The organism is Komagataeibacter swingsii (assembly GCF_003207895.1).
GTDB lineage: Bacteria > Pseudomonadota > Alphaproteobacteria > Acetobacterales > Acetobacteraceae > Komagataeibacter > Komagataeibacter swingsii.
In genome coordinates this window covers 1-20,994 of the sequence record NZ_NKUB01000015.1, presented here as the reverse complement: position 1 = coordinate 20,994, position 20,994 = coordinate 1, and the positions used below count along the sequence as shown (strand labels likewise).

Genomic DNA, 20,994 nt, shown 5'->3' with positions numbered 1-20,994 from the left:
CTGTTATCGGGCATATCCCGTATAATTGTGCGGGCAGGCAGGAAGGTTCTCACGGGTGGGACAGGAATCGGCGCATATCGTCAGCAGTTACGAGCAGGAACTGGAACAGTTGCGTTCCATGATGGCGCGCATGGGCGGACTGGTTGAACAGCAGACATCGCAGGCTGTCGCCGCCATCGCCGACCGTGATGAAAACGCCGCCGGGATCGCAGCCGACCTCGACCCGCAGGTTGACAAGCTGGAACGCGATGTGGAGGCGATGGTCATCCGCATCCTCGCCCTGCGTTCCCCCGTGGCGGGGGACCTGCGTGAAGTGGTCTCGGCACTCAAGATCACAGGTGACATGGAACGCATCGGCGACTGCGCGGCATCCATCGCGCGGCGGTCGCTGCGCACCGAACTGGTGACGTCGCGTATATCGCTCAGCGGCCTGCGGGGCATGGGGCGGCTGGTGCAGGACAACCTGCGCCGCGCGATCGACGCCATGAGCCAGCGCAACGCCGACCTTGCCCGTGAAGTCTGGCAGTCCGACACGGCGGTGGATGAACTGTACAACGCCATGTTCCGCGAACTGGTCACCTACATGATGGAAGACCCGCGCAATATCGGACCCTGCACGCACCTGCTGTTCATCGCCAAGAACCTTGAACGGATCGGCGACCACGCCACCAATATCGCCGAACGCGTCTATTACACCGCAACCGGCGAAATACTGCCCGTTGTCCGCCCCCGTGGCGGGTTTTCAGGACAGGGGGGCTAGCGTCCTTGCTCGAAGATCGCCCGCTGCGCATCCTTGTCGCGGAAGATGACGCGGCGCTCTCCGTCATGCTGTCCTACAACCTTGAAGCGGCAGGCCATCTTGTCATGCCGGTGGATAATGGTCTGGACGCCCTGCGCGAGGTGAGCGAATGGAAGCCCGACCTTGTCCTGCTGGACTGGATGATGCCGGGCCTGTCCGGGGTTGACCTGTGCCGCAGGCTGCGCATGGCGACAGCCACGCGCTACCTGCCGATCATCATGCTGACCGCGCGTGGCGAGGAACAGGATTCCGTCCATGCGCTGGATACCGGGGCGGATGATTACCTGGTCAAGCCATGCGGGATGGACGTGCTGCACGCGCGCGTGCGCGCCGTCATGCGGCGCAGCGCGGGGCGGGCGGCCAGCCCCGCCGCGACGCCGGCCGGGGACGTGCTGACCTTTGCCGACATAACGCTGGACCATGCCGGGCGCAGGGTCAGCCGCGCGGGGACGCCGCTTGCCCTTGGGCCTACGGAATACCGTATCCTGCTGCACCTGCTGCGCAATCCGCGCCGGGTGTTTTCGCGCACCGAAATACTGGCCGCCGCGTGGGATGACCGTATCCACGTGGAAGAGCGTACGGTGGATGTCCATATCCGCAGGCTGCGCCTTGCGCTGAATGCCACGGGCGGGGCGGACCTGATCCGCACCGTGCGGTCCAGTGGCTACATGCTGGATGATGGCAGGGTGGCCTGACCGGCTATCCAGCACATTTATGATAAAATAATAAAAGTTTTTGGGTGCCGCCTTTTTTCAAAAAGGCGGCGTTCCTTGAAGCTTTTTGAAAAAAGCTTCACCAAAAACTTTCTTCTTTTATAGGCCGCCGCGTTCCAGCCTGGCATAACGCTTCAGCGCCCGATCGCGCCGCAGGCGTGACAGGCGTTTCAGCCAGAATTGGCCGTTGATCTGGTCGATTTCATGCTGCAGGCAGGTGGCCAGCAGGCCATCGGCGTCCTCTTCCACAACCATGCCGTCGGGGCGGGTATGGCGCACCCTTACCCGCGCGGGACGGGTGACGGGCGCATGGATGCCGGGCATGGACACGCTGCCTTCTTCGTGTGTGGAGGTTTCCGCCGACTGCCAGATGATTTCGGGATTGGCATAGACATGCGGGCCATCCCCATCTGGCAGGTCGATGACCACCAGCCGTTGCGCAATGCCCACATGGCATGCGGTGATCCCGATTCCCGGGGCGGCATGCATGGTCTCCAGCAGGTCGCGCGCCAGTTGCGCGCTTGCGGGTGCTGTCGCATCAACGGCATCCGCCCCCTGTTCCAGGCAGGGGTGGGGAAAGCGGACAATCGGCAGGATGGCCATGCAGGCTGGGTTCCGGTTCGCGGTCAGTACAGGAAGGGGCCGTTATCGTCCGCGTTCAGGTTGGTGTAATATGGAATGTAGAAGTTCATGCCGAACGGGCTGTAGGTATGGTCCACGCCGGATACGGGACGCAGCGGCTTGACGTCATGTTCCGCCAGGCAGTCATACAGGGTCTCGCGCAGGTGTTCGGTGTCCTTGTCCGACTTCTGCGCACCGTAGAACAGGTCATGCGCGTAGGGTTTGCAGGCCTGCGGCGTGTGTTCGTAATATTCGGCGTACCGGTTCTGCCTGTTTTTCTCTATGTCCGCATCCGATATCCACTGGTGGCTGGCGGCACTGGTGCCCCAGATTTCCTTCCATCCCGTGCGCATGTGTGGCAGGCGGGCCACGGCGATGCCGTCCTGCCGCGTGCCGTCCCTGCGCACCAGGCTGCCGTGGCAGGCCATGACCTGTACATGGTCGTTATAGATGGCGCTCTTGATCGTCCCGCCTTCGAAACCGACAGCCGGGGATGCATTGGGCGCACCCTGGTTGGCAATGGCCACCACCGCGGATTCAACAGCGGGCTGCTGGCAGTAGTTTACCATGGGGCGGGGGGCGTGCTGCGCGCAGGCGGCCATACCAAGCGGAAGACATAAAGCAACAAGACGGCGCAACGGTTTTTTCCTTTTGCAATGCGGCACGGGACCCAGCCATGTGCCTGTGGAGTCAGGCGTATAGAAGCGACCTGTCCCTCACAATAATGTAAATTTTCAATTCCGCCCTGTGCTTTTTTCTCCTCTTGCCCATCCGGTAGCGGGGATGCGCGGATTACGGGCCGCGAATGCGCATGGCGACGGTAGCATAACCGGCCGGGCGGGCGTGGGACCGGGTCCGGGCCATGGGGTGTCCGCGCGGGCCGGGACAGGCATGTCCGTTAGAACGTAATACTGCCATGCAGGCCGAAGATCGCCTCATCACCCGTGCGGCGATGGGGAAAAGACGGGTCGGCGCCGCCGCCTGCGGGATGCCAGACGTACTGGAAGTCGGGCTGCATGACCAGCCATGGCGTAACCTGCGCCTGATAGGTCAGTTCAAGGTGGTTTTCGTTGCCCGGCACCAGTGCCCCCCTGGTACGGTCATATGCGCGCAGGCCGGAACTGGCGCGGCCGATGCCCCAGCCCAGCCCGATCGTGTCGTTGCCACGCCCCCGGAACGGGGCCTTCAGGTTCAGGCCCGCGTCGATGGCGAAGCTGATCATGTTGCGGTCGCCCCCATTGCCCGTGGCGCGCACGAACACACCCAGCGAGCGGGATGATGTCGGCGATGGCCGCCAGACCATCTGGTCGATGATGCCATAAACCAGCCAGTTCCCCCGGTCCCATCGCGGGACGCCACCTGCGCCGCCCAGTGACCGGCCCTGCGTATTATAGCGGTAATCGGGGAACCGGGCCGTATCGTAATAACCGCCCAGCTTGTACACGCCCGGCAGGCCGGGGTCCTTGGTCGTGCTGGACATGTCGGCCGGCTGCGGGTTGAGTGCGTATTGCAGTTCGGTTATCAGCAGCGCGCCGGTGCCCATGTTGAAGTGTGTGCCGCTGGCGTCATTGGTGGTCTGGTTTGTTGGATCGGCCGTGTTGCCGCCGCCCTGTATGTCAAAGGCGTTGGAGCGGTTGCCGGGTGGGTTGTCGTCGGCTGCGGCGAACATGAAGGTGAATTTCTGGCCGGGGCGGTAGCGGATGCGGATGGCGGGGGATGATAGCGGCCATGACGGTCCCCCGCTGTACAGATTGAGCGACGGTCCCATGGGCCAGCCGAAATTGGCGTTGAGGTAAAGCGAGGCGTAATCGCTGACCAGGAATTCGGTATCAAGGTCCTGCTGGCCGATCTTCACGTCCAGTTTTCCCTTGAGGAAGGACTGCTGGTACCACAGTTCGAACAGGCGGGTGGAGCGGTCGGCCTCGAACCCGCTGATGGGGTTGAAGTTGTTCAGGTGGTCCTGCGAGATCGAGCGCCCGCGCGTCTGCAGCGCGCTGACGTTGAACAGGCCCCCCTCCAGCCCGAACAGCTTTTCGGTATCAATGGTCAGCGTGGGCATGGTGACGCCGTCATAGGCGGGGCCGGTGCCAGAACCCTGGCCGTCGCCATTGGTGCTGGGCGTGCCGCCGGTGCCGTTGCCCCACACCTCGTCGACTTCCTGGATGTCGAAGATGACGCCATGTCTGTACAGCCACGACCGCGCGCCCCACATGTTGCCCAGCAGGTTGCCGCTGGTATCCAGCCTGTCATCGCCGCCCGTGGCAGAGGCGGCCTTTTCTTCCGCATTGGCCTGCGCGCGTTCCGAATCGCGCACCGTGGCCGGGTCAATCTGCTGGATCAGCGGGGTGGAATTGCCAAGGCGGGCGCGGTCCTGCGCGATCTGTGTCTGGACCTGCGCATGGGCGTTGGTTCCCGTGATGCCGATCAGGCCGCAGGCGAGGAGAAGGATAGGCGTGCAGCCATGCCGTGCCGCGCGGGGGAAAAGGGATTCCATGGAACATCCCGTCAGGATGGGTCCGGCCATGCGGGGCCGGCAAAAGCGACCCATTGTAACGGGCCGCCGCTGGTGCGGGGGACGGGATACCAGCTTGTCGTGTTCATGTCTCGTGCCCATCCCCGGTCAGCCCGTCCGGCGATATTATCAGGGACAGCGGCGGGTCTCCTGGCTTACGGGTCACGGTGTTCCGTCTCCCATCTTGACCGGCGCCAGATGAAATATTCTCCGTTGACAGTTGCGGGTAAGGCTGCCGACTCTCCCCGGACATGCTCTCTCGCAGGGGTTTACGGCATTCCCTTTTCCACCCGTTTGCACGGGATCGCGGCCTTGCGGTCCGGACTATAGCGTTTACAGTCCATTAGGCAAGGTCAGCCGGGGGGCGATCCAGCAGGGCTGCGACTTCCGCCATGTCTGGCGCGGCCTGTGCGGCGCCGGGGCGGGTGGTGGCCAGCGCGCCGCAGGCGGCGGCGAAGCGCACGGCTTCCCCGATCGCCGTCCCGCGCGCCAGTGCGCAGGCCAGCCCTGCATTGAAACAGTCCCCCGCCGCCACCGTATCAACCGTCCGGACATGGAAAGGCGGGATGAACCCCTGCCCGTCCGGTGCGGAATACGCCACCCCGCGATGCCCCAGCTTGATGATGGCCGTACGTGTGCCGCGCGCGTGCAGGATGCGTGCCGCCTGCAGGGCGGTTGCTTCATCGGCTGGTTCGATACCCGTCAGGTCACGGGTCTCGCGTTCGTTGGGGGTCAGGATATCCGTCAGGGCGTACAGGTCTTCTGGCAGGCCATCCATGGGGACGGGCGCGGGGTCCAGCATGACGGGAATGGATCGTGCGCGGGCCTGCCGGGCCAGTGCCAGCACCAGTGCGGGGGGCATTTCCATCTGCATCATCACCAGCGTGGCGTGATCCAGAACCGGGCAGAGCAGGGGACACGCCTGCGCCCCATGCGTCATGTTCGCCCCGCCATCGACAAGGATCTGGTTTTCGCCCGTGTGGTCGATGGTGATGAAGGCCCGGCCGGTGCCGGCGACCGGGTCTTTCATGAGCCAGCGTATGTCGACCCTGCCCTGTTCCAGCGTGGCGCGCGCCATGTCCCCCAGCATGTCCGCGCCCGTCCAGCCCGCCAGCGCCACGGCCTGCCCCAGCCTGGCCACCGCGATTGCCTGGTTGGCGCCCTTGCCCCCCAGCCCGGTGGTGGAGGAATGGACATGCAGCGTCTCCCCCGGTCGCGCGAAACGCGCGACATGCACGACAAAATCGATATTGGTGCTGCCAATGACGGCAATATGAGATGGAGGCATGGCGGGAACCCGGACAGTGGCATGAAGGCGCAGGGATCGTTTTACGACTTCGCCCCGCAATCATACAGGCACCTGGTCCTGCAAGGTGGTGGCCCGTCATAAAGAAGTTTTTGGTGAAGCTTTTTTCAAAAAGCTTCAAGGAACGCCGCCTTTTGAAAAAAAAGCGGCACCCAAAAATTTTTGTTATTTTATCAACGAGTTATTCAGGGACGATCCATTCCACACCTGCCTGTGTTTCACCATCACCCAGATGCTGGCACAGCGTGGCCAGGATGGCGCGTGCGGTCTGTTCGAACCGGAATGGCGGGTTGGCGATCAGCAGGCCGCTGCCATTCAGCCGTGTCGGGTCAAGCGGTGGCCGCAGGGTCAGTTCAAGCGCCAGCAGGTTGCGCTGTCCCGCATCCTTCAGCGCATTGTGGAAGGCGTGCGTGGGCGCGCGGTGCTTGATGGGATACCACGCGGCGATGATGCCCGTGGCAAAACGCTGGCGGGCGGTGATGATGGCGTTCGCAAGGGCGTGGAATTCATCCTTCTGTTCAAAAGGCGGGTCCATGAGCACCAGCCCGCGCTTCGCCTGTTTTGGCGGCAGCAGGCCGGTGATGGCTTCATAGCCGTTACGGCCATGCACGCAGACGGCGGGATCATGCCGGAACAGGCGGCGCAGGCTGTGCTGGTCCTCGGGGTGGAGTTCGCAGCAGGCCAGCGTATCGCCCGGCCGCAGCAGACCTGCGACAATGGCGGGGGAGCCGGGATAGAACAGCCGCCCTTCATGCGCCGCGATCGTGGCGCGCACGATCTCCAGCCATTCCTCGATACAGGTTGGTGCGGCAGGATCGGGTGGTGCGTCCAGCAGGCGGCCGATGCCCCCATGCCATTCCCCCGTTGACTGGGCTTCGCGGCCCGACAGGTCATACAGGCCAATCCCGGCATGGGTATCAAGGACGGAAAAGGGGGCGGGCTTGCGGCGCAGCGCATCGATCAGCGCCACCAGCACGACATGTTTCATGACATCGGCGAAATTGCCGGCGTGATAGCTGTGTCTGTAATTCAAGGTCTGGCCGCCCCACGGATTGCATGCCCCCATATGGAGGCTCCGCAGGACTGTTAATGGATCATGCCGGCTTTTTCCATGCCGGTGCGTTGTTGTCATCCATTGTGCGCGGCGGTGTGGCGCCGGGGCCGGTTCCGGGCGGCAATCCTGCCTGCCGGGCCGCGTCACCCACAGGGCCACGCGGTGTCAGGCAGCCGGGACGGGTTCGGCCCTGCGTTCCCTGATCCATGCATCAAGGGAGGCGGTATTCATGGGACGGCCAAAGTAGTAACCTTGGATGACATCACAATCGATAGCGCGCAACTGGGCGCATTGCGCGGCTTCTTCCACGCCTTCGGCAATGACGGTCATGCCCAGCGTGTGTCCGATGCGGATGATGGCGGTCACCACCTGGCGCACATTGCCGGTGCTGCCAAAGCCGTTCATGAAGCTGCGGTCGATCTTGACTTCGCTTATGGGCAGGCTGGCCAGGTTGGACAGGCTGGAATACCCGGTGCCGAAATCATCCATCGACAGCCCGATGCCAAGGTTGCGGATGGCGGTCGCGGTGGTCACCGTCTGGTCGAAATTCTCGATCATGGCCGTTTCGGTCAGTTCAACGATCAGCCGCTCCGGTGGCACGCCGGTCTGGTGCAGGATGGTCGCCAGTTGCGACACCAGATCGGGGTCCTGGAACTGGATGGCGGACAGGTTGACCGATACGGTCGGCACAGGGATATCGTTGGCGATCCATCTGGCCATCTGTTCGCACGCGACCCGCAGCGACCATACGCCAAGGGCGCGGATCTGCCCGGTTTCCTCGGCTACGGGAATGAACCGCCCCGGTGACACCATGCCCAGATCCGGGTCATCCCAGCGCGACAGGGCTTCCACGCCATGCAGTTCGCCCGTGCGCAGGTTGACCTGTGGCTGGTACACCAGTGTCAGGCGGTTGTCGGCTATGGCTTCGCGCAGGGCGGAGGCCAGGATGACATGGTCATCCGCCTGCCGGTTCATGGAGGGGTGGAAGAAACGGTAGCAGCACCGCCCCGCCTTCTTGGCCTGCGCCAGCGCGGTGTACGCCTGGCGCAGGGATTCTTCCACATCGTGGCCTTCACCATGGCTGGTGCTTATGCCAATGCTGCCGGAAATGCTGACGGGAATGCCGTCAACGGTAAACGGTTCCTCAAGGTTATGGATGATCCGTTCGGCCAGAAGGGTGACATCGGGCGCGTTTTCTTCCGTCAGGACAACGAATTCATCGCCTTCGGTGCGTACCAGCACGTCACGTCCCACCATGCCGTGGCGCAGGCGGGTGGCCAGTTCCAGCAGGAGCTGGTCGGCACGGCCCTGTCCCAGCGCCTGCACGATCTTGCGGAAACGGTCGAGGTCGATGACCATGATGCTGAGTGGCGCCGCCGGTGGCCGGGTGGCCAGTTCCTGCATGCGGCGGTTGAGCCACATGCGGTTGGGCAGGCTGGTCAGGCGGTCGGTATAGGACAGCCGGATGATCGAATCCCGGCTGCGCTGCTGTTCAATCGCCAGCATGGCCAGATGCACGCAGGCCCCGACAATGCGCCGGTGCCATGCCCCCGGTTGCCCGGGCATGCGGAAATACAGCGAAAAACTGCCCGCCACATCCCCGTTGCGCAAAATGATCGGCACGGCCCATTCCGCCGCGATCCCGTGCTGGCTGGCGACGTTACGCAGGGCGGGCCAGCGGGTCTCGGTCGTGAAGTCGGGCACGATCACGTCCTGTGCCGTGGCGATGGCTGTCCCGCAGGCTCCGCCAGCCGTGCTGGCTTCCAGCCCGCCGAAAGCCTGCAATACGGGCATGGGCAGCGCGCCGTGCCCGCCCATGCGCAGGACGCCGCCCGTGCCCAGCATGACCACCGCCATGCAGTCCGGCGCGATCAGTTCGATACGGCGGCACATGAAATCCAGCATTTCGCGCAACGAAAGCTGGTCGGTCAGCGCCTCCACCACGTCGCGCTGCAGTTCGCGCAATTGCCGGTCATGGGTGATGTCGTGCAGGATGACGATGATATCGGCAAGCTGCCCATCGGCGCTGTAATGCGGGGTCACTGCGCAGCGCAGCCACAGGTCCTTGCCCTGTCTGCCACGGGTATGGATATCCTGCTCGAATCCCGTGCGGCGTGCCAGGTTCCGCCGGAACTGCCGCAGGGTCGCGATATCGCTTTCCCCGCCCGAAAGCAGCGTGCCGAACGGGGCGTCATGCAGGGCGGCGGCTTCCACCCCCAGCAGGTCGGTCATGGCGCGGTTGGCGTGGGTGATGCGGTGCTGCGGATCCAGCACCAGAATGCCCCGGTCCGTCGCCTGCACGATCAGGGCGCTGATTTCGGTGTCCTCGCGCGCCTGTTCTTCTTCCGTGCGGTCAAGGAGTGCGACCAGTTCATACAGGCCGTCGTCCCAGCTTATGCTTTCCCGGTACAGGCGTACGGGCATGCCCAGCCCGTCCCTGCGGCGCAGGGTGGCGCACCCGTCCTGTGTTGCGGTCCGGTCCGGTGTCGCGGGCGTATCCAGCATGGTCGTGACATCGACCACCCTGTCGGGAAAGAGGCGACCCAGGCGTGTCCGTGCCAGATCGGCGGCCGTGTAGCCGGTCATGGCGCAGGCGCGCGGGTTCCCGTACACGATGCGGCCCGATACATCCGCCATCATCACGGCCATGGGCAGCTTTTCCAGCAGGGGGGAGGAAATCCGTGTGATGTCCGTCATGATGGCGTCTTTCACAATATAAAGGGCAATCATGTCCCGGACAGGAAAGGGCTATCGGGGGCATGCGGTACCGTTAGGCAGGAAAAAGAAAGCGTTGTTTTATTATTGATTATATTGCGGCGGTTTTATGGTCTGTGGCCTGAGTCATCATTACATGGAAACGTGGCATATTGACTGTCGTGGTTGGCCCTGCGGGGCGGCGTGGTTGCAACAGGACTGTCAGTATTCCGGTTTTTCGCCCTTGGCCGGGATGGAGGGCTGCATCCCCGGTGTCAGGGCATAGGTCAGCAGCACGACGGTCTGTGTATCGCCGCTTTCCCCGCGATGGGTGTCGTTCACGGATTCAGCGAACGCTTCGCCCTGATGGAAAGTTTCCGTCTTTCCGCTCTCGCGGTCATGGATCGTCAGTTGCCCCTGCAGCACGTAACCGGCATTGGGCACGGGATGGGTATGCCACGGCAGGGCGGTATGGGCGGGAATGGTCAGCCGGATCATCATCAGTTCCGGCTGGGTGGCGGGGTATTTTTCGTACGCCACGCCGTTCCATGACTGCGTGGCCTGCAGCAGGATGTCGCGGTGCCCGGAGGCGACCGTCTGCGCGTGGGCGGACGGGATGACGATGGGTGCAAGCATAAGGCAGGCGGCCAGCGCAGGTATTGATCCGTGCATCTTTCCTCTTTCCGGTCTGTCATCGTTATTACAGGACATAGCGCCTGATGGCCGGAGACGGTTCCATGACAGTCGGTTCTCACAGGATATTGAGGGGGACAGTATGACAAGGCATGGGGCGGAATGGTGCACCGTCATGCTGCGATTTCCCCGCATGGCATATTTTATGGGGAATGGCGTGAAGTGACACATCTTTGGCGTGAACTGTCGTTTCGATCAGTGAACGGCACACCCTAAGATAAGACTCGTAATGACAGCGTGGCGTGAATGGGAGACGCATGCGACAGAACTGAAGGATGTCCACTTCATGACAACCGGACAGGGGAAAAAGCGGCGGTTCATGTAACGGCCGTGTCTGTATTGTTGCTGAATTGCAATGATATGGCGCCGAGCCTTTCGATAAGGGCGTGCATGACGGAGTGCTGTTTCCCCGATACAGGCAGGAGCGAAAAACATGAACAAGACAGGTTTTTTCTCAGACGAAGCATGTTTCTGGCACATATCGCTGCCCCATGTGGGGATACTGCCTGTAGGTGGGTGGGTGCAGCCTTCGGCAAGTTCCAGCCTGCCCGAATCTCCGGACAGCAAGAGACGGCTGAAAAGCCTTCTGGACATGTCGGGCCTGTTGGAAAAACTGACCAGCCTGAGCGCGCCTGCTGCCGGGGAAGAGGCCCTCCTGCGCATTCACGACAGCGCCTATCTGGAAAAATTCCGTCGCGTAAACGAAGCGGGCGGCGGTATCATGGGGCCGGAGGCCAGTTGCGGAAAAGGAAGCTACGATTACGCCCGCAAATCAACCGGACTGGTCATGCGCGCGGTTGACATGGTGCTTTCGGGGGAACTGGACAATGCTTACGCGCTCAGCCGTCCACCGGGGCATCACTGCCTGCCCGACAAAGGCATGGGCTTCTGCTTCCTGGCCAATATTCCCGTCGCGATAGAAGAAGCCAAGCGCGTCCATGGGCTTTCGCGTGTCGCTGTCGTGGATTGGGACGTGCATCATGGCAACGGCACCGAAGCGATTTTCTATGACCGTTCGGACGTGCTGACAATTTCCATTCATCAGGAAAACTGCTACCCGACCGGGTCCGGCCATCCGGACCGCCGCGGAGTGGGCGCGGGTGAAGGATATAACATCAATATTCCGCTGCTGCCGGGGGGTGGACATGACGCCTATACCGGCGCCATGGAAAAGATTGTCGTTCCCGCGCTGAAGGCTTACCGGCCCGAACTGATTATTGTCGCCTGCGGCTATGACGCCAATGCCTTTGACCCGCTTGCGCGCATGATGCTGTCCTCCCGGACATACCGCTATCTGATATCGTGCGTGATGGACGTGGCGGGCGATGTCTGTGGCGGCCGGGTCGTGGCCGCGCATGAAGGTGGGTATTCCGAAGCGTACGTTCCCTTCTGCGGGCATGCCCTGATCGAGACCCTTGCCGGGTGCACGACGGCGGTTAGGGATGAAATCGAACCCTATATTCTGGCGCAGCAACCGGGCCCGCGATTTGTCGCGTTCCAGAATGAACTGCTTGATGAACTTGCAGGCATGTTCGGATTTTCCGGTTGATGCGGGGGCTTTCGATGATGTCGGCCTGCCGCATGGGCGCGTCGATGCCATGAGGGGTGCATCATCCAGACCCGGTCGTTACTGGTTGCAGCTTGCGGCGCTTGTCATTTTCTCGGCCGTTTCCTCCATCATGTCGCTTGGTGCGCCGGCGCTTGCCGGTGTGCTGACGCGTGGTTTCCATCTGACATCCGCACAAGTGGGGTTCTATTTTCTGGTCGAACTCGGCTCTGTCAGCCTGGTCAGCCTTCCTGCCATCTGGCTGGTGCCCCGGATACGCCTGCGCCGCGCCATGGCAGGGGGAGTGGCGATATTCATCATCTTCAACCTGCTTTCATGGTACGCGCCAGACTATACAATATTGCTGTTTACCCGCGCGGGGGCCGCGGCGGGGGAAGGTTTCGTGATGATCCTGACCATGACCGGGATCTCGCTTCTGCCCCGTCAGGAAATGAGTTTCGGATTCTGGGTTGCGGGACAATTGATTCTCAGCGCCCTGGCCATCGTCGCTTTTCCCGTTATCGCGGACCATTCCGGTGCGTGCGGTGTGTATGCATTTGTCGGGTTGTTGATGGTGCTGGCGATACCCTGCGTATTCTGGTTGCCAGACAGGACGCCGGCCGCCCTGCATACAGGACAGCATACGGGTTTCAGCCTGTCCTCGGGATTGCGGGTGGCTGGCGTCCTGTGTTTTTATCTGGGGCTGAGTGGCGTGTGGACCTTTCTGGAAAAAATCGGAATGGATTCCGGTCTATCACGCGGCACCACCGATCAGTTCATGGCGACAGCGGCGCTGTTTGGTATCGCGGGCGGTCTGTGTGCTTCCGCCGTGGGGCATTACCTGTCGCGACGCGCCACCCGTAATGCGTATCTGGCGCTGCTGGGCGGATACGCCATGATTATTGTTGCTGTCGTGGCGCTGCTGGGTCATGTCGGTGGGGGACGTTTCTTTACGGCATCGTGCCTGTTCAAATTTGGCTGGACCTTTGTCGTGCCGTTTGTGCTGGCCCGTATCGCGCAGCACGCCGCGGCGATTGAAACCATGGCCATCGTCAACCTTACGATCGGCGCCGGTTTTGCATTCGGGCCGGCAATCAGCGGGTATCTTTTGCAGGCCACGGGTCATGATGACGCGCTGATTATGGCGGGGGCATGCCTGATGCTGCTTTCCGCCTGCCTGGTCATGCATCGCGGTCCGGAACAGGGCGCGGCCCCCGTCGGGATGGGGGGATGATGCGACTGTCCGTGATTATTTCAATAACATTCAGGAAGGAAAGGGCCTGACATGGCATGCCTGTCGCGCAAGCCTGTCCCTTTGAGGCAGGGTCGATCGTGTCATATTCACTGCACCAGGGGTGTTCCGGGGTAGGGATCGCCCTGCTTTTCCCTGTGGGCCACGGACAATGGATGAATCCTGAATTGATTGTCCGGGCCGTGCAGTATTTTTGGGAATCCGTTTGAGTGCCATGATCTGGAACGGATATTATTATTGCGGGCACATTGTATATTCTGTCATCTGGCAGAAATTCAGTGCGTGTCCGCATATGTTATTTTTATAATTTCATGAAAGACAAACAAGTTGCTTTTAAGTAACATTTTTGAGAATGGCGACTGAATATGAATCTGCATTTTCCTAAAAGTCATGTGCGCTGCTAAAAAAATACATTTATATTCAAATAGTTAATTTTTAAATGGTCCTGTCGCCTTCGTCTTATCAGTACAGTTTCCGCGCTGTGCTGCCCTTTGTACATATGATGTGCGGTTGAAATGCGATATGGTTACTTCACCGGATTGGTTTTGACGCAAGCTGGTTATGAGTACAGATCTCACCATGCCGCAAGATCCGATGAATCTGAAATTGTCAGATGGTTGGTAATTCCGGTTTGGTATTTTGTATTTTTTTTCTGATTGGCTGGATGAATTCTTGTCCCCATGCAGGGAAATAAATGAAAAGGTGTGTGGAATGCTGATAAAAAGAAAAAGGAAAGTTTTCCTTCTCGTTTCTGTATCATGCGTTTGCATGACCGCTGACAGGCTTTACGCTGCACCCGTCGCCAGAAGTTCAAAAAGTGATACAGGCAGTGTGGCGCAGACGCGGGCAGCCCACGCCACGGCCCGGCCTCGATCCCGTGGCAACGCCCAACGCATGATGGGGGGAAATGAAAGTATTACCGTGCATGCGGGCACGCGCACGGCTAACGGTGTCACCAATACAACGCCCGGCGGGGGATTGATGATGGCCCAGACCGCGCCGCAGACACGTGTTGGCGTAACCCGGGATTTTATTGCCAAGCAGAATACCAATGCCAGCGCGCCCGGCCTGCTGGCCCTGATGCCCGGCTTTGTTTATGCCCGCACGGATCCGTACAGTCTGACATCGGGCCATTACATGGTACGCGGCCTGAATGAATCCGAAGTCGGTTACCTGGTAGATGGCCAGAACCTGATGGACGGGATCTATTACCAGGTTGATCCCATGGCGGCCACGCCGGATTCCGAAAACCTGCAGTCGGTTTCGATCCGCGAAGGGTCATCGGACATCACCAGCCCCGCCTATAATGCCGCCGGCGCCCAGATTGAAATGACAACACGTGACCCGTCGCACAAGATGGGGGGCATGCTGGAAAGCAGCTATGGCAGTTGGAACATGAAAAAGGAGTTCGCCCGGTTTGAAACGGGCGATATCGGGCATACGGGCATCAGGGGCTATGTTTCGTATTCCTATAACTATTCACAGATGTGGGATACGCCGGGTTCATTCAACCGCCATCATATGGATGCAAAATTCGTCAAATCGTGGGGTGATGGCAATTCCGCGGCGCTGAATATCGGGTACGGCGAATATACCGCCATTGGCATTACCGGCAACGGGGCGGAAACACCGACGAAATCAGAATTCGAACAACTGGGCACGTCTTCCCTGTATTACAGCCCGACCTATACACAGCAGGATTTCAAGAACGGCAGTTCCGATTATTATAAGCTTGATGATCTGAAGAGTACCAACCTGATGATCTATGCGCCTGTAAAACTCAAGCTGAACAAGGAACTGACGCTGCACATTACCCCGACCTACCGTGACTGGAGTTTCTGGGACACGTACGGTGAATCCGTCAACAGCACCAACAGCTATTATGGTACCCAGCCAGCGGGCAAGCTGCAGACATTCTATCCCTATGGGAATAACCAGACCGTCCCGGCCGAGGTTGTCGATCCGCAGCACCAGCATACGTTGCAGTTGATGGCGAACATAGACTGGAAACGTGGACACAATATTCTGCGCTTTGGCGGGATGTATACTTATCTCGACATGCATGAGGACGCCAATTACACGGAAGTCGGACCCGATGGCCTGCCCGCTAATGGCTGGGGGCGCTATGGCCTGAAGGATGCGAACGGCGATACGCTCAGCCCTTGGAAGATCGGTTATCGCCAGCAGGTTGAAACCGTCTATCTGGACGATACCTACAGCTTTCTCCATGATCGCCTGAAAGTCACGGCCGGGTTCAAGGAAGTCATGATAAACCGTCATGTAACCAATGACCTGCCGGGTATTTCGGACAGCCTGGTCGGGGCGAATTACGCCGAACCCCTGCCGCAGGTCGCGATTTCCTATAACATAACGCCGCATGACCAGATCTATGTAAATGGCACAACCAGTTTTAAGGCGCCTGACCGCAGTGAAGCCTATCTGGACATGTGGGATGCCAACCTCAACACCCCGGCGGTGCAGCATACCGCCCATATGAAGCCGGAATATGCGATTGGCGAGGAAATCGGCTATCGCCATAACGGGCTGGTGCATATCGCCGCATCGTTGTTCAATTACAACATCACTAATCACGATGTCCTGTCCCAGGGATATGTGAAGGGTTCGCTGGTCAATGTGCCACTGGAAGTCGGGGGTGAGACAATCCGTGGCGCCCAGCTGGAACTTGCCCTGCGGCCGTGGCACCATTTCAGCCCCTATCTGTCCGGCGCGTTCGTGCATTCGCGCATGGACAGCAATATTGCGGTGGGTGATACTTATGCGCCGACCAAGGGAAAAGATTCGGTCAATACGCCCACATTTACCGGCGCGGTCGGGCTTTCCTATGACAATGGCAGCTTCTTTGCCAATTTCTCGCTGAATTACGTCGGTCGGCGGTACACGACCTTCATGAATGATGAATCCATTCCGGGTTACCTAATGGCGGATATGGGGCTTGGCTACCGCATGAAAACGGTTCGGGTAAGCAAGAAATTTTCACTTGTGCGCCCGCAATTCCAGCTTAACTTCATGAATGTTGGCAACAACGTCTATTATGCCGAAGCGTCGGGGCTGGCTGTCAACGCGCATGCAATCCGCGGGACGAACGGATCAACAATTCAGGGGGCATCGCCGCGGTACAATATTGGTGGTGGCTTCGCCATGTCAGGAAGCATTACGGTGGGTTTCTGATTAACAGTCTGCCACGGCAGGGCCAACAAGCCTGTCGTGGCCCGTGATACATTGCAAAGGGATGATTTTGGGAATGGCTGAACTATGTGAACTCTCCGCAACTGACATGCTGGCCGGCTATCGCGCGGGAAGGCTCTGTCCCGTTGAGGTGATGCAGGCCGTACTGGATCGAAGCCGGAGCGTGGAACCAGTTCTTAACCCTTTCTGTTGCATTGATGCCGAAAATGCCTTGGCATCCGCCAGCGTATCCCGGGATATATGGAAAAAAGGTCTTCCTGCCCGCCCGCTGGAAGGGGTGCCGGTTTCAATCAAGGATACGGCCATGGTCCGTGGCTGGCGTTATGCGCGTGGATCCCGCGTGGCTGAAAACGCGCCGCCTGCAACGATGGATTCCCCATCGGTGGAACGTCTGCGGCAGGCGGGGGCCGTCCTGTTCGCCTCGACAACGACGTGCGAAGGTGGCTGGAAGGCAGTGACCGACAGCCCGTTGACCGGTATCACGCGCAATCCCCATAATTCGGATTTCACGCCCGGCGGCAGCAGTGGCGGGGCAGGCGCGTCCATCGCCGTAGGGTGCGGACCGCTGGCGCTGGGCAGTGACGGGGGCGGGTCCATTCGCGTGCCCTCAAGCTTTAGCGGTATTTTTGGTCTCAAGCCTACCTTCGCCCGCGTGCCCATGTATCCGGTTGGCGCGCATTACACCGATATGTCCCATTTTGGCCCCATGACCCGCAATGTAGCGGATGCGGGCCTGATGCTGTCGGTCATGCAGGGACGTCATCCGATGGACCCGTTCTCGCTTGATGCCCTGTTGGCTGACAGTTTCCCGATCACGGCACTTCCCCTGTCAGGTCTGCGGATCGGCGTAAGCGAAGATTTTGGCTTCATGGCCGTGGATGAGGAAATCCGCACGATCTTTCGCACCGTTGTCGATCGTCTGGCGAAGGCGGGGGTGGAAATCATCCCGCTTGATCCGATGGAGGACTGGCGCCCAACCTATCGTACCCTGTGGCAGGTTGGCGCCTATGAGGCGCAGCGGCAGTACACGTCCGAACAACGCGCGCTTGTGGACCCGGAATTCCGCGTATGGGGAGACTATGGCAAAAACATCGCCATGGGCGATTATGCCGATGCCGTCCTGAAACGCATCACCTATCGCCAGATTTGTGCGCGGGTGCATGATACGGTTGATTTTGTCCTGTCGCCCACGGTGTCCGTGTTGCCGCTGAAGGCGGGGGCTACCGTGCCCGATGAAAAATATGCTGACTGGCTGGAATGGGCCGGTTTCTCCCTGCTGCACAATATGACCGGGCAGCCTGCTTCTTCCGTTCCCGCCGGTTATTCCACGACCGGCCTGCCGGTGGGTATCCAGGTTGCGGGAAAGATGCGCGACGATATCGGCGTGCTGCGGGCGAGCATGTCCATCGAGGCCTTGATGAGCGGGGATATAAAGAGCGCCAGCCATGTCTATAAAAACATGTCCTGACAGGTAACATGAAGATCTGAGGGGAAAGTATGGGTAGGCAAGCAAAATCAGTCATGGTGTCGGGCATCCTGCCGCTTGTCATGATAACATTTGTTCCTCTCCTCCTTAACAGGACCGGTCTGGAGGTGGCTGGCTTTCCCATATCCGTATTCTGGATATTTTCGTGTTTTATACTGGTGCCAGGCTGCATGTGGACGGGATGGGTTTTATTTGAGCGGGGAAAGTAATAGCGTATTATGAAAATCGTAAATTTCTGCCTTGTCATCCTCGCCGCCCTCCTGATCGCCCTGTGTGCCCGGTTGAGCATAAAAACCTATGATGTAAAAAATTTCTTTGTCGCATCAGGCCATTTTGGCAGGTTTCTCATATTTTTTCTGATGATCGGGGAAACATACAGTATCGGTAGCGTGCTGGGTTTTCCTGCCGGGGTCTATAGTAGGGGGGAAATGTTCCCCCTATGGTTTCTGGGATATATATTACTTTCTTCCTGTGTTGGATATTTCGTCAATCCAGAAATATTAAAAATCCGTGATGAATATTCATGTGTTACCCTCGCGGATATATTTCGAAAACATTTTGGAAGTTATGTTCTTGAAATAATAGTTGTTATAAATTCTATCGTGTTTCTTATTCCGTTCGGTGAATCGCAACTGATCGGTATTCTTGTTGTTACGAAATATATGCAATTTCATATATCCGCCACGCTGGTGGCCATCATATCTGGGTTGATGACCCTGTTATGGGTCGTGTTTTCCGGCATACGGGCGCCGGCCTATATTTCCATTTTCAAAGACATACTGATGGTTGTCTCGATTGTGATGGGTGGCGTCGCCGCGCTGCGCCTGATGGATGTACCGCAACCCTACCTGGAACATCTGGTCAGTTCGGCCGCCCAGCCTTCCGGTCTGAGTGGGTCGCAGGATCTGTTCATCATGTCCACCGTATTGTTGCAGGGCGTGGGTTTCTGCGTGGCACCGCAGGCCGTGGCTTTCGTATTTACGGCCCGTTCGGAAGATACGTTGCGCAAGAACCAGATCATCATGCCGTTTTATATGCTGATGTTCCCCTTTCTGTATCTCATGTCCATGTATGCGTTGCGTACGCATCTGGCGCTGTCCTCGCCAAACGATGTGTTTATGGCAGTGGTCAGCAATACGCTTTCCCCGGGCGCGCAGGGACTTGTCGCCGGTGGGTGTGTTCTTTCCGCATTGGTGATTTTAGCGGGCATATGCCTGACCATCGGCCCGCTGATTTCACGCAATGTATTGCATGCGTCCAGCGGTGAATGGCAAAGTCGTGGCGCCAAGATTGTCATGGCAGTCTATCTGATGCTGTCGATTGTCAGCCTTTCCTTTCTGTCGAAATATATTATTGTTCTCAACAATATTTATTACTTCGGGATATCGCAGACGTTCCCGGCCATCATGCTGGTGATACTCAGGAAGAAAATGCCTGCGTCGCTTGTGGGGACGGGGTTGGTTGGTGGCGTGGCGTTCTCGCTATTGCTGTATTTTTCCGGGATGGACACGCTTGGTATAAATCCTGGATTTATTGGCATGATTTTCAATATATCAGTACTGTATTTCGGATCAAAAATGGTTCCACACAGGTCGATCTGTAAAAATGTCCAGACGTGATCTGTTTGGTTTTTATCAATCCGGTACTTTGACAGAAATGTCGTTGGGTATGGAGTAAGGTAAGTCAGAATGACGCAGAATTCTTCTATAGGCCATGGTGACAATCTTTTCATTGACGGACAGGATCTGTGGTCCGACCTGATGGAAACCGCCCGGTTTGGCGGCACACCCAAGGGCGGCGTCCGCCGCCTAACGCTTACGGCGGAAGACAGGCAGGTGCGTGACTGGTTCGTACGCACCTGTCAGGAACTGGGTTGTACGGTCACGCATGATTCCATGGGCAACCAGTTCGCCCGCCGGGCCGGGCAGGATGACAGCCTACCGCCCATTACCATTGGCAGTCATCTCGATACACAGCCAACAGGTGGCAAATTTGACGGTATCCTTGGTGTGCTGGGGGGACTTGCCGTGCTGCGCGCCCTGCATCGCGCCGGTTACGTGACCCGTCACCCGATCGAACTGATTAACTGGACGAATGAGGAAGGTTCCCGCTTTACCCCGCCCATGATGTGTTCGGGCGTCTTTGCCGGTGTCTTTACCGAACAGGAAGTGCTGGACAAGCGCGACCGGGCGGCCCTGCGCTTTGGTGATGAACTGGAAGCCATCGGTTACCGTGGCAGTGAACCGTGCGGGCAGCACCCCGTCACCGCCTATTTTGAACTGCATATCGAACAGGGACCGATTCTGGAGGCCGAAGGCAAGACCATTGGTATCGTAACGGGCGTGCAGGGCGCACGCTGGTACGAAGTGACGGTAAGGGGCAAGGACGCCCATGCCGGCTCCACCCCCATGCCCATGCGTCATGACGCGCTTCTGGCCGCCGCCCGCATGATCGAGGCCGTCAGCACGGTGGCCCTGTCACACGCGCCAACGGCCGTGGGCACGGTGGGACTGATTGAAAACCGTCCCAACAGCAACAATGTGGTGCCGGGTGAAGTCTTTTTCACCATTGATATGCGTGATCCTGATGATGCTGTCGTCCAGCAGATGGAGGCGCTGCTTTATGACCTGCTGCCGGAAATCGCGGAACGGAGTGGCGTGTCTGTGGAAATCGTGCGGATATGGGATGCCCCGGCCGTGCATTTTGATCCCGCCTGCATCGGTATGGTCGAGGCCGCAGCGGAAGAAAGTGCTTACGGTGCGCGGCGTATCGTCTCTGGCCCCGGTCATGATGCCGCCTATATGGCGCGGATTACCCCTACGGCGATGATCTTCGTGCCCTGTCTTGATGGTCTGAGCCATAACGAGGCGGAAAGCATTACGGAAAAAGATGCTGAAGCCGGCGCCAGCATTCTGCTCAAGACCGTCCTCAAGGCAGATGCTGCCTTTAATAACGTCTAGCAGGCTGTCGGGTTGGGCTCTGTTTCAACTATGGGTGATGGATGCGAGGACATTCATGCGGCCGTCAGTCGTGTGATCCTGCGGCAATTGTATGCGAGGGCGACGAGTGTCCATTCTGTTGCGACGTTGGCGAGGCCACGGAGGTGGAAAC

Annotated in this window: 15 protein-coding genes and 1 riboswitch; of the genes, 8 read left to right on the top strand and 7 right to left on the bottom strand. The window is 59.2% G+C overall.

All coding sequences use genetic code 11. The features are described 5' to 3' along the window. Positions 1-55 precede the first annotated feature (55 nt). Together phoU and CFR76_RS11725 are read left to right on the top strand one after the other, a co-directional pair. Complete coding sequence (gene phoU, locus CFR76_RS11730; RefSeq protein ID WP_025437276.1) at positions 56-760, top strand: phosphate signaling complex protein PhoU; 705 nt, start codon at positions 56-58, stop codon at positions 758-760. Positions 761-765: 5 nt separating this feature from the next. Then, a complete protein-coding gene (locus CFR76_RS11725) occupies positions 766-1,494 on the top strand; it encodes a response regulator (RefSeq protein WP_110557200.1) in 729 nt (242 codons plus the stop codon). Between the two features lie 117 nt (positions 1,495-1,611). On the opposite strand, the gene CFR76_RS11720 is transcribed toward CFR76_RS11725, so the two are convergent. From CFR76_RS11720 to CFR76_RS11690, 7 genes are all read right to left on the bottom strand, one after another. Next, the gene (locus CFR76_RS11720; protein ID WP_110557199.1) at positions 1,612-2,115 is read right to left on the bottom strand and encodes a peptide deformylase; all 504 of its coding nucleotides are present in this window, start codon (positions 2,113-2,115) and stop codon (positions 1,612-1,614) included. 23 nt (positions 2,116-2,138) lie between these two features. Further along, positions 2,139-2,771, bottom strand: a complete 633-nt coding sequence (locus CFR76_RS11715) for a hypothetical protein (RefSeq protein WP_244191907.1) — start codon at positions 2,769-2,771, stop codon at positions 2,139-2,141. Between the two features lie 260 nt (positions 2,772-3,031). Beyond that, a complete protein-coding gene (locus CFR76_RS11710; protein WP_110557235.1) occupies positions 3,032-4,627 on the bottom strand; it encodes a carbohydrate porin in 1,596 nt (531 codons plus the stop codon). A 141-nt stretch (positions 4,628-4,768) separates the two neighbouring features. Then, a riboswitch (cobalamin riboswitch) is annotated at positions 4,769-4,968 on the bottom strand. Positions 4,969-4,988: 20 nt separating this feature from the next. Continuing rightward, complete coding sequence (locus CFR76_RS11705) at positions 4,989-5,933, bottom strand: ribokinase (protein ID WP_110557197.1); 945 nt, start codon at positions 5,931-5,933, stop codon at positions 4,989-4,991. Between the two features lie 199 nt (positions 5,934-6,132). After that, positions 6,133-6,984 carry a 23S rRNA (adenine(2030)-N(6))-methyltransferase RlmJ gene (locus tag CFR76_RS11700; protein ID WP_110557234.1) on the bottom strand — a complete coding sequence of 284 codons (852 nt, stop codon included), beginning with the start codon at positions 6,982-6,984 and terminating at the stop codon, positions 6,133-6,135. A 186-nt stretch (positions 6,985-7,170) separates the two neighbouring features. After that, positions 7,171-9,735 (bottom strand): EAL domain-containing protein, encoded by a 2,565-nt coding sequence (locus CFR76_RS11695; RefSeq protein ID WP_110557196.1) that lies wholly within the window; start codon positions 9,733-9,735, stop codon positions 7,171-7,173. Positions 9,736-9,921: 186 nt separating this feature from the next. Then, positions 9,922-10,371 (bottom strand): cupin domain-containing protein, encoded by a 450-nt coding sequence (locus CFR76_RS11690; RefSeq protein WP_110557195.1) that lies wholly within the window; start codon positions 10,369-10,371, stop codon positions 9,922-9,924. A gap of 454 nt (positions 10,372-10,825) precedes the next feature. On the opposite strand from CFR76_RS11690, the gene CFR76_RS11685 reads away from it, so the two are divergent. The 6 genes from CFR76_RS11685 to CFR76_RS11655 all read left to right on the top strand — a co-directional run bounded on the left by CFR76_RS11685 (position 10,826) and on the right by CFR76_RS11655 (position 20,843). Continuing rightward, the gene (locus CFR76_RS11685; protein WP_110557194.1) at positions 10,826-11,941 is read left to right on the top strand and encodes a class II histone deacetylase; all 1,116 of its coding nucleotides are present in this window, start codon (positions 10,826-10,828) and stop codon (positions 11,939-11,941) included. Further along, positions 11,907-13,172 carry an MFS transporter gene (locus CFR76_RS11680; RefSeq protein WP_244191905.1) on the top strand — a complete coding sequence of 422 codons (1,266 nt, stop codon included), beginning with the start codon at positions 11,907-11,909 and terminating at the stop codon, positions 13,170-13,172. Before CFR76_RS11685 ends, CFR76_RS11680 begins: the two co-directional genes overlap by 35 nt. A 912-nt stretch (positions 13,173-14,084) precedes the next feature. Then, complete coding sequence (locus tag CFR76_RS11675) at positions 14,085-16,379, top strand: TonB-dependent receptor (RefSeq protein WP_244191904.1); 2,295 nt, start codon at positions 14,085-14,087, stop codon at positions 16,377-16,379. Positions 16,380-16,440: 61 nt separating this feature from the next. Further along, entirely contained in the window at positions 16,441-17,865 is a 1,425-nt protein-coding gene (locus CFR76_RS11670; RefSeq protein ID WP_341871519.1) for an amidase family protein, read from the top strand. A gap of 236 nt (positions 17,866-18,101) precedes the next feature. After that, entirely contained in the window at positions 18,102-19,502 is a 1,401-nt protein-coding gene (locus CFR76_RS11660; RefSeq protein ID WP_110557190.1) for a sodium:solute symporter family protein, read from the top strand. A 69-nt stretch (positions 19,503-19,571) separates the two neighbouring features. Continuing rightward, on the top strand, positions 19,572-20,843 hold the full coding sequence (locus tag CFR76_RS11655; RefSeq protein WP_110557189.1) for a M20 family metallo-hydrolase: 1,272 nt from the start codon (positions 19,572-19,574) through the stop codon (positions 20,841-20,843). Positions 20,844-20,994 lie beyond the last annotated feature (151 nt).

Bases quoted from the DNA above. Each gene is read 5' to 3' on its own strand.
- CFR76_RS11720 (WP_110557199.1), bottom strand. From the start codon at position 2,115: ATGGCCATCCTGCCGATTGTCCGCTTTCCCCACCCCTGCCTGGAACAG.
- CFR76_RS11710 (WP_110557235.1), bottom strand. From the start codon at position 4,627: ATGGAATCCCTTTTCCCCCGCGCGGCACGGCATGGCTGCACGCCTATC.
- CFR76_RS11705 (WP_110557197.1), bottom strand. From the start codon at position 5,933: ATGCCTCCATCTCATATTGCCGTCATTGGCAGCACCAATATCGATTTT.
- CFR76_RS11695 (WP_110557196.1), bottom strand. From the start codon at position 9,735: ATGATTGCCCTTTATATTGTGAAAGACGCCATCATGACGGACATCACA.
- CFR76_RS11690 (WP_110557195.1), bottom strand. From the start codon at position 10,371: ATGCACGGATCAATACCTGCGCTGGCCGCCTGCCTTATGCTTGCACCC.
- CFR76_RS11685 (WP_110557194.1), top strand. From the start codon at position 10,826: ATGAACAAGACAGGTTTTTTCTCAGACGAAGCATGTTTCTGGCACATA.
- CFR76_RS11680 (WP_244191905.1), top strand. From the start codon at position 11,907: ATGAACTTGCAGGCATGTTCGGATTTTCCGGTTGATGCGGGGGCTTTC.
- CFR76_RS11675 (WP_244191904.1), top strand. From the start codon at position 14,085: ATGATGGGGGGAAATGAAAGTATTACCGTGCATGCGGGCACGCGCACG.
- CFR76_RS11670 (WP_341871519.1), top strand. From the start codon at position 16,441: ATGATTTTGGGAATGGCTGAACTATGTGAACTCTCCGCAACTGACATG.
- CFR76_RS11660 (WP_110557190.1), top strand. From the start codon at position 18,102: ATGAAAATCGTAAATTTCTGCCTTGTCATCCTCGCCGCCCTCCTGATC.
- CFR76_RS11655 (WP_110557189.1), top strand. From the start codon at position 19,572: ATGACGCAGAATTCTTCTATAGGCCATGGTGACAATCTTTTCATTGAC.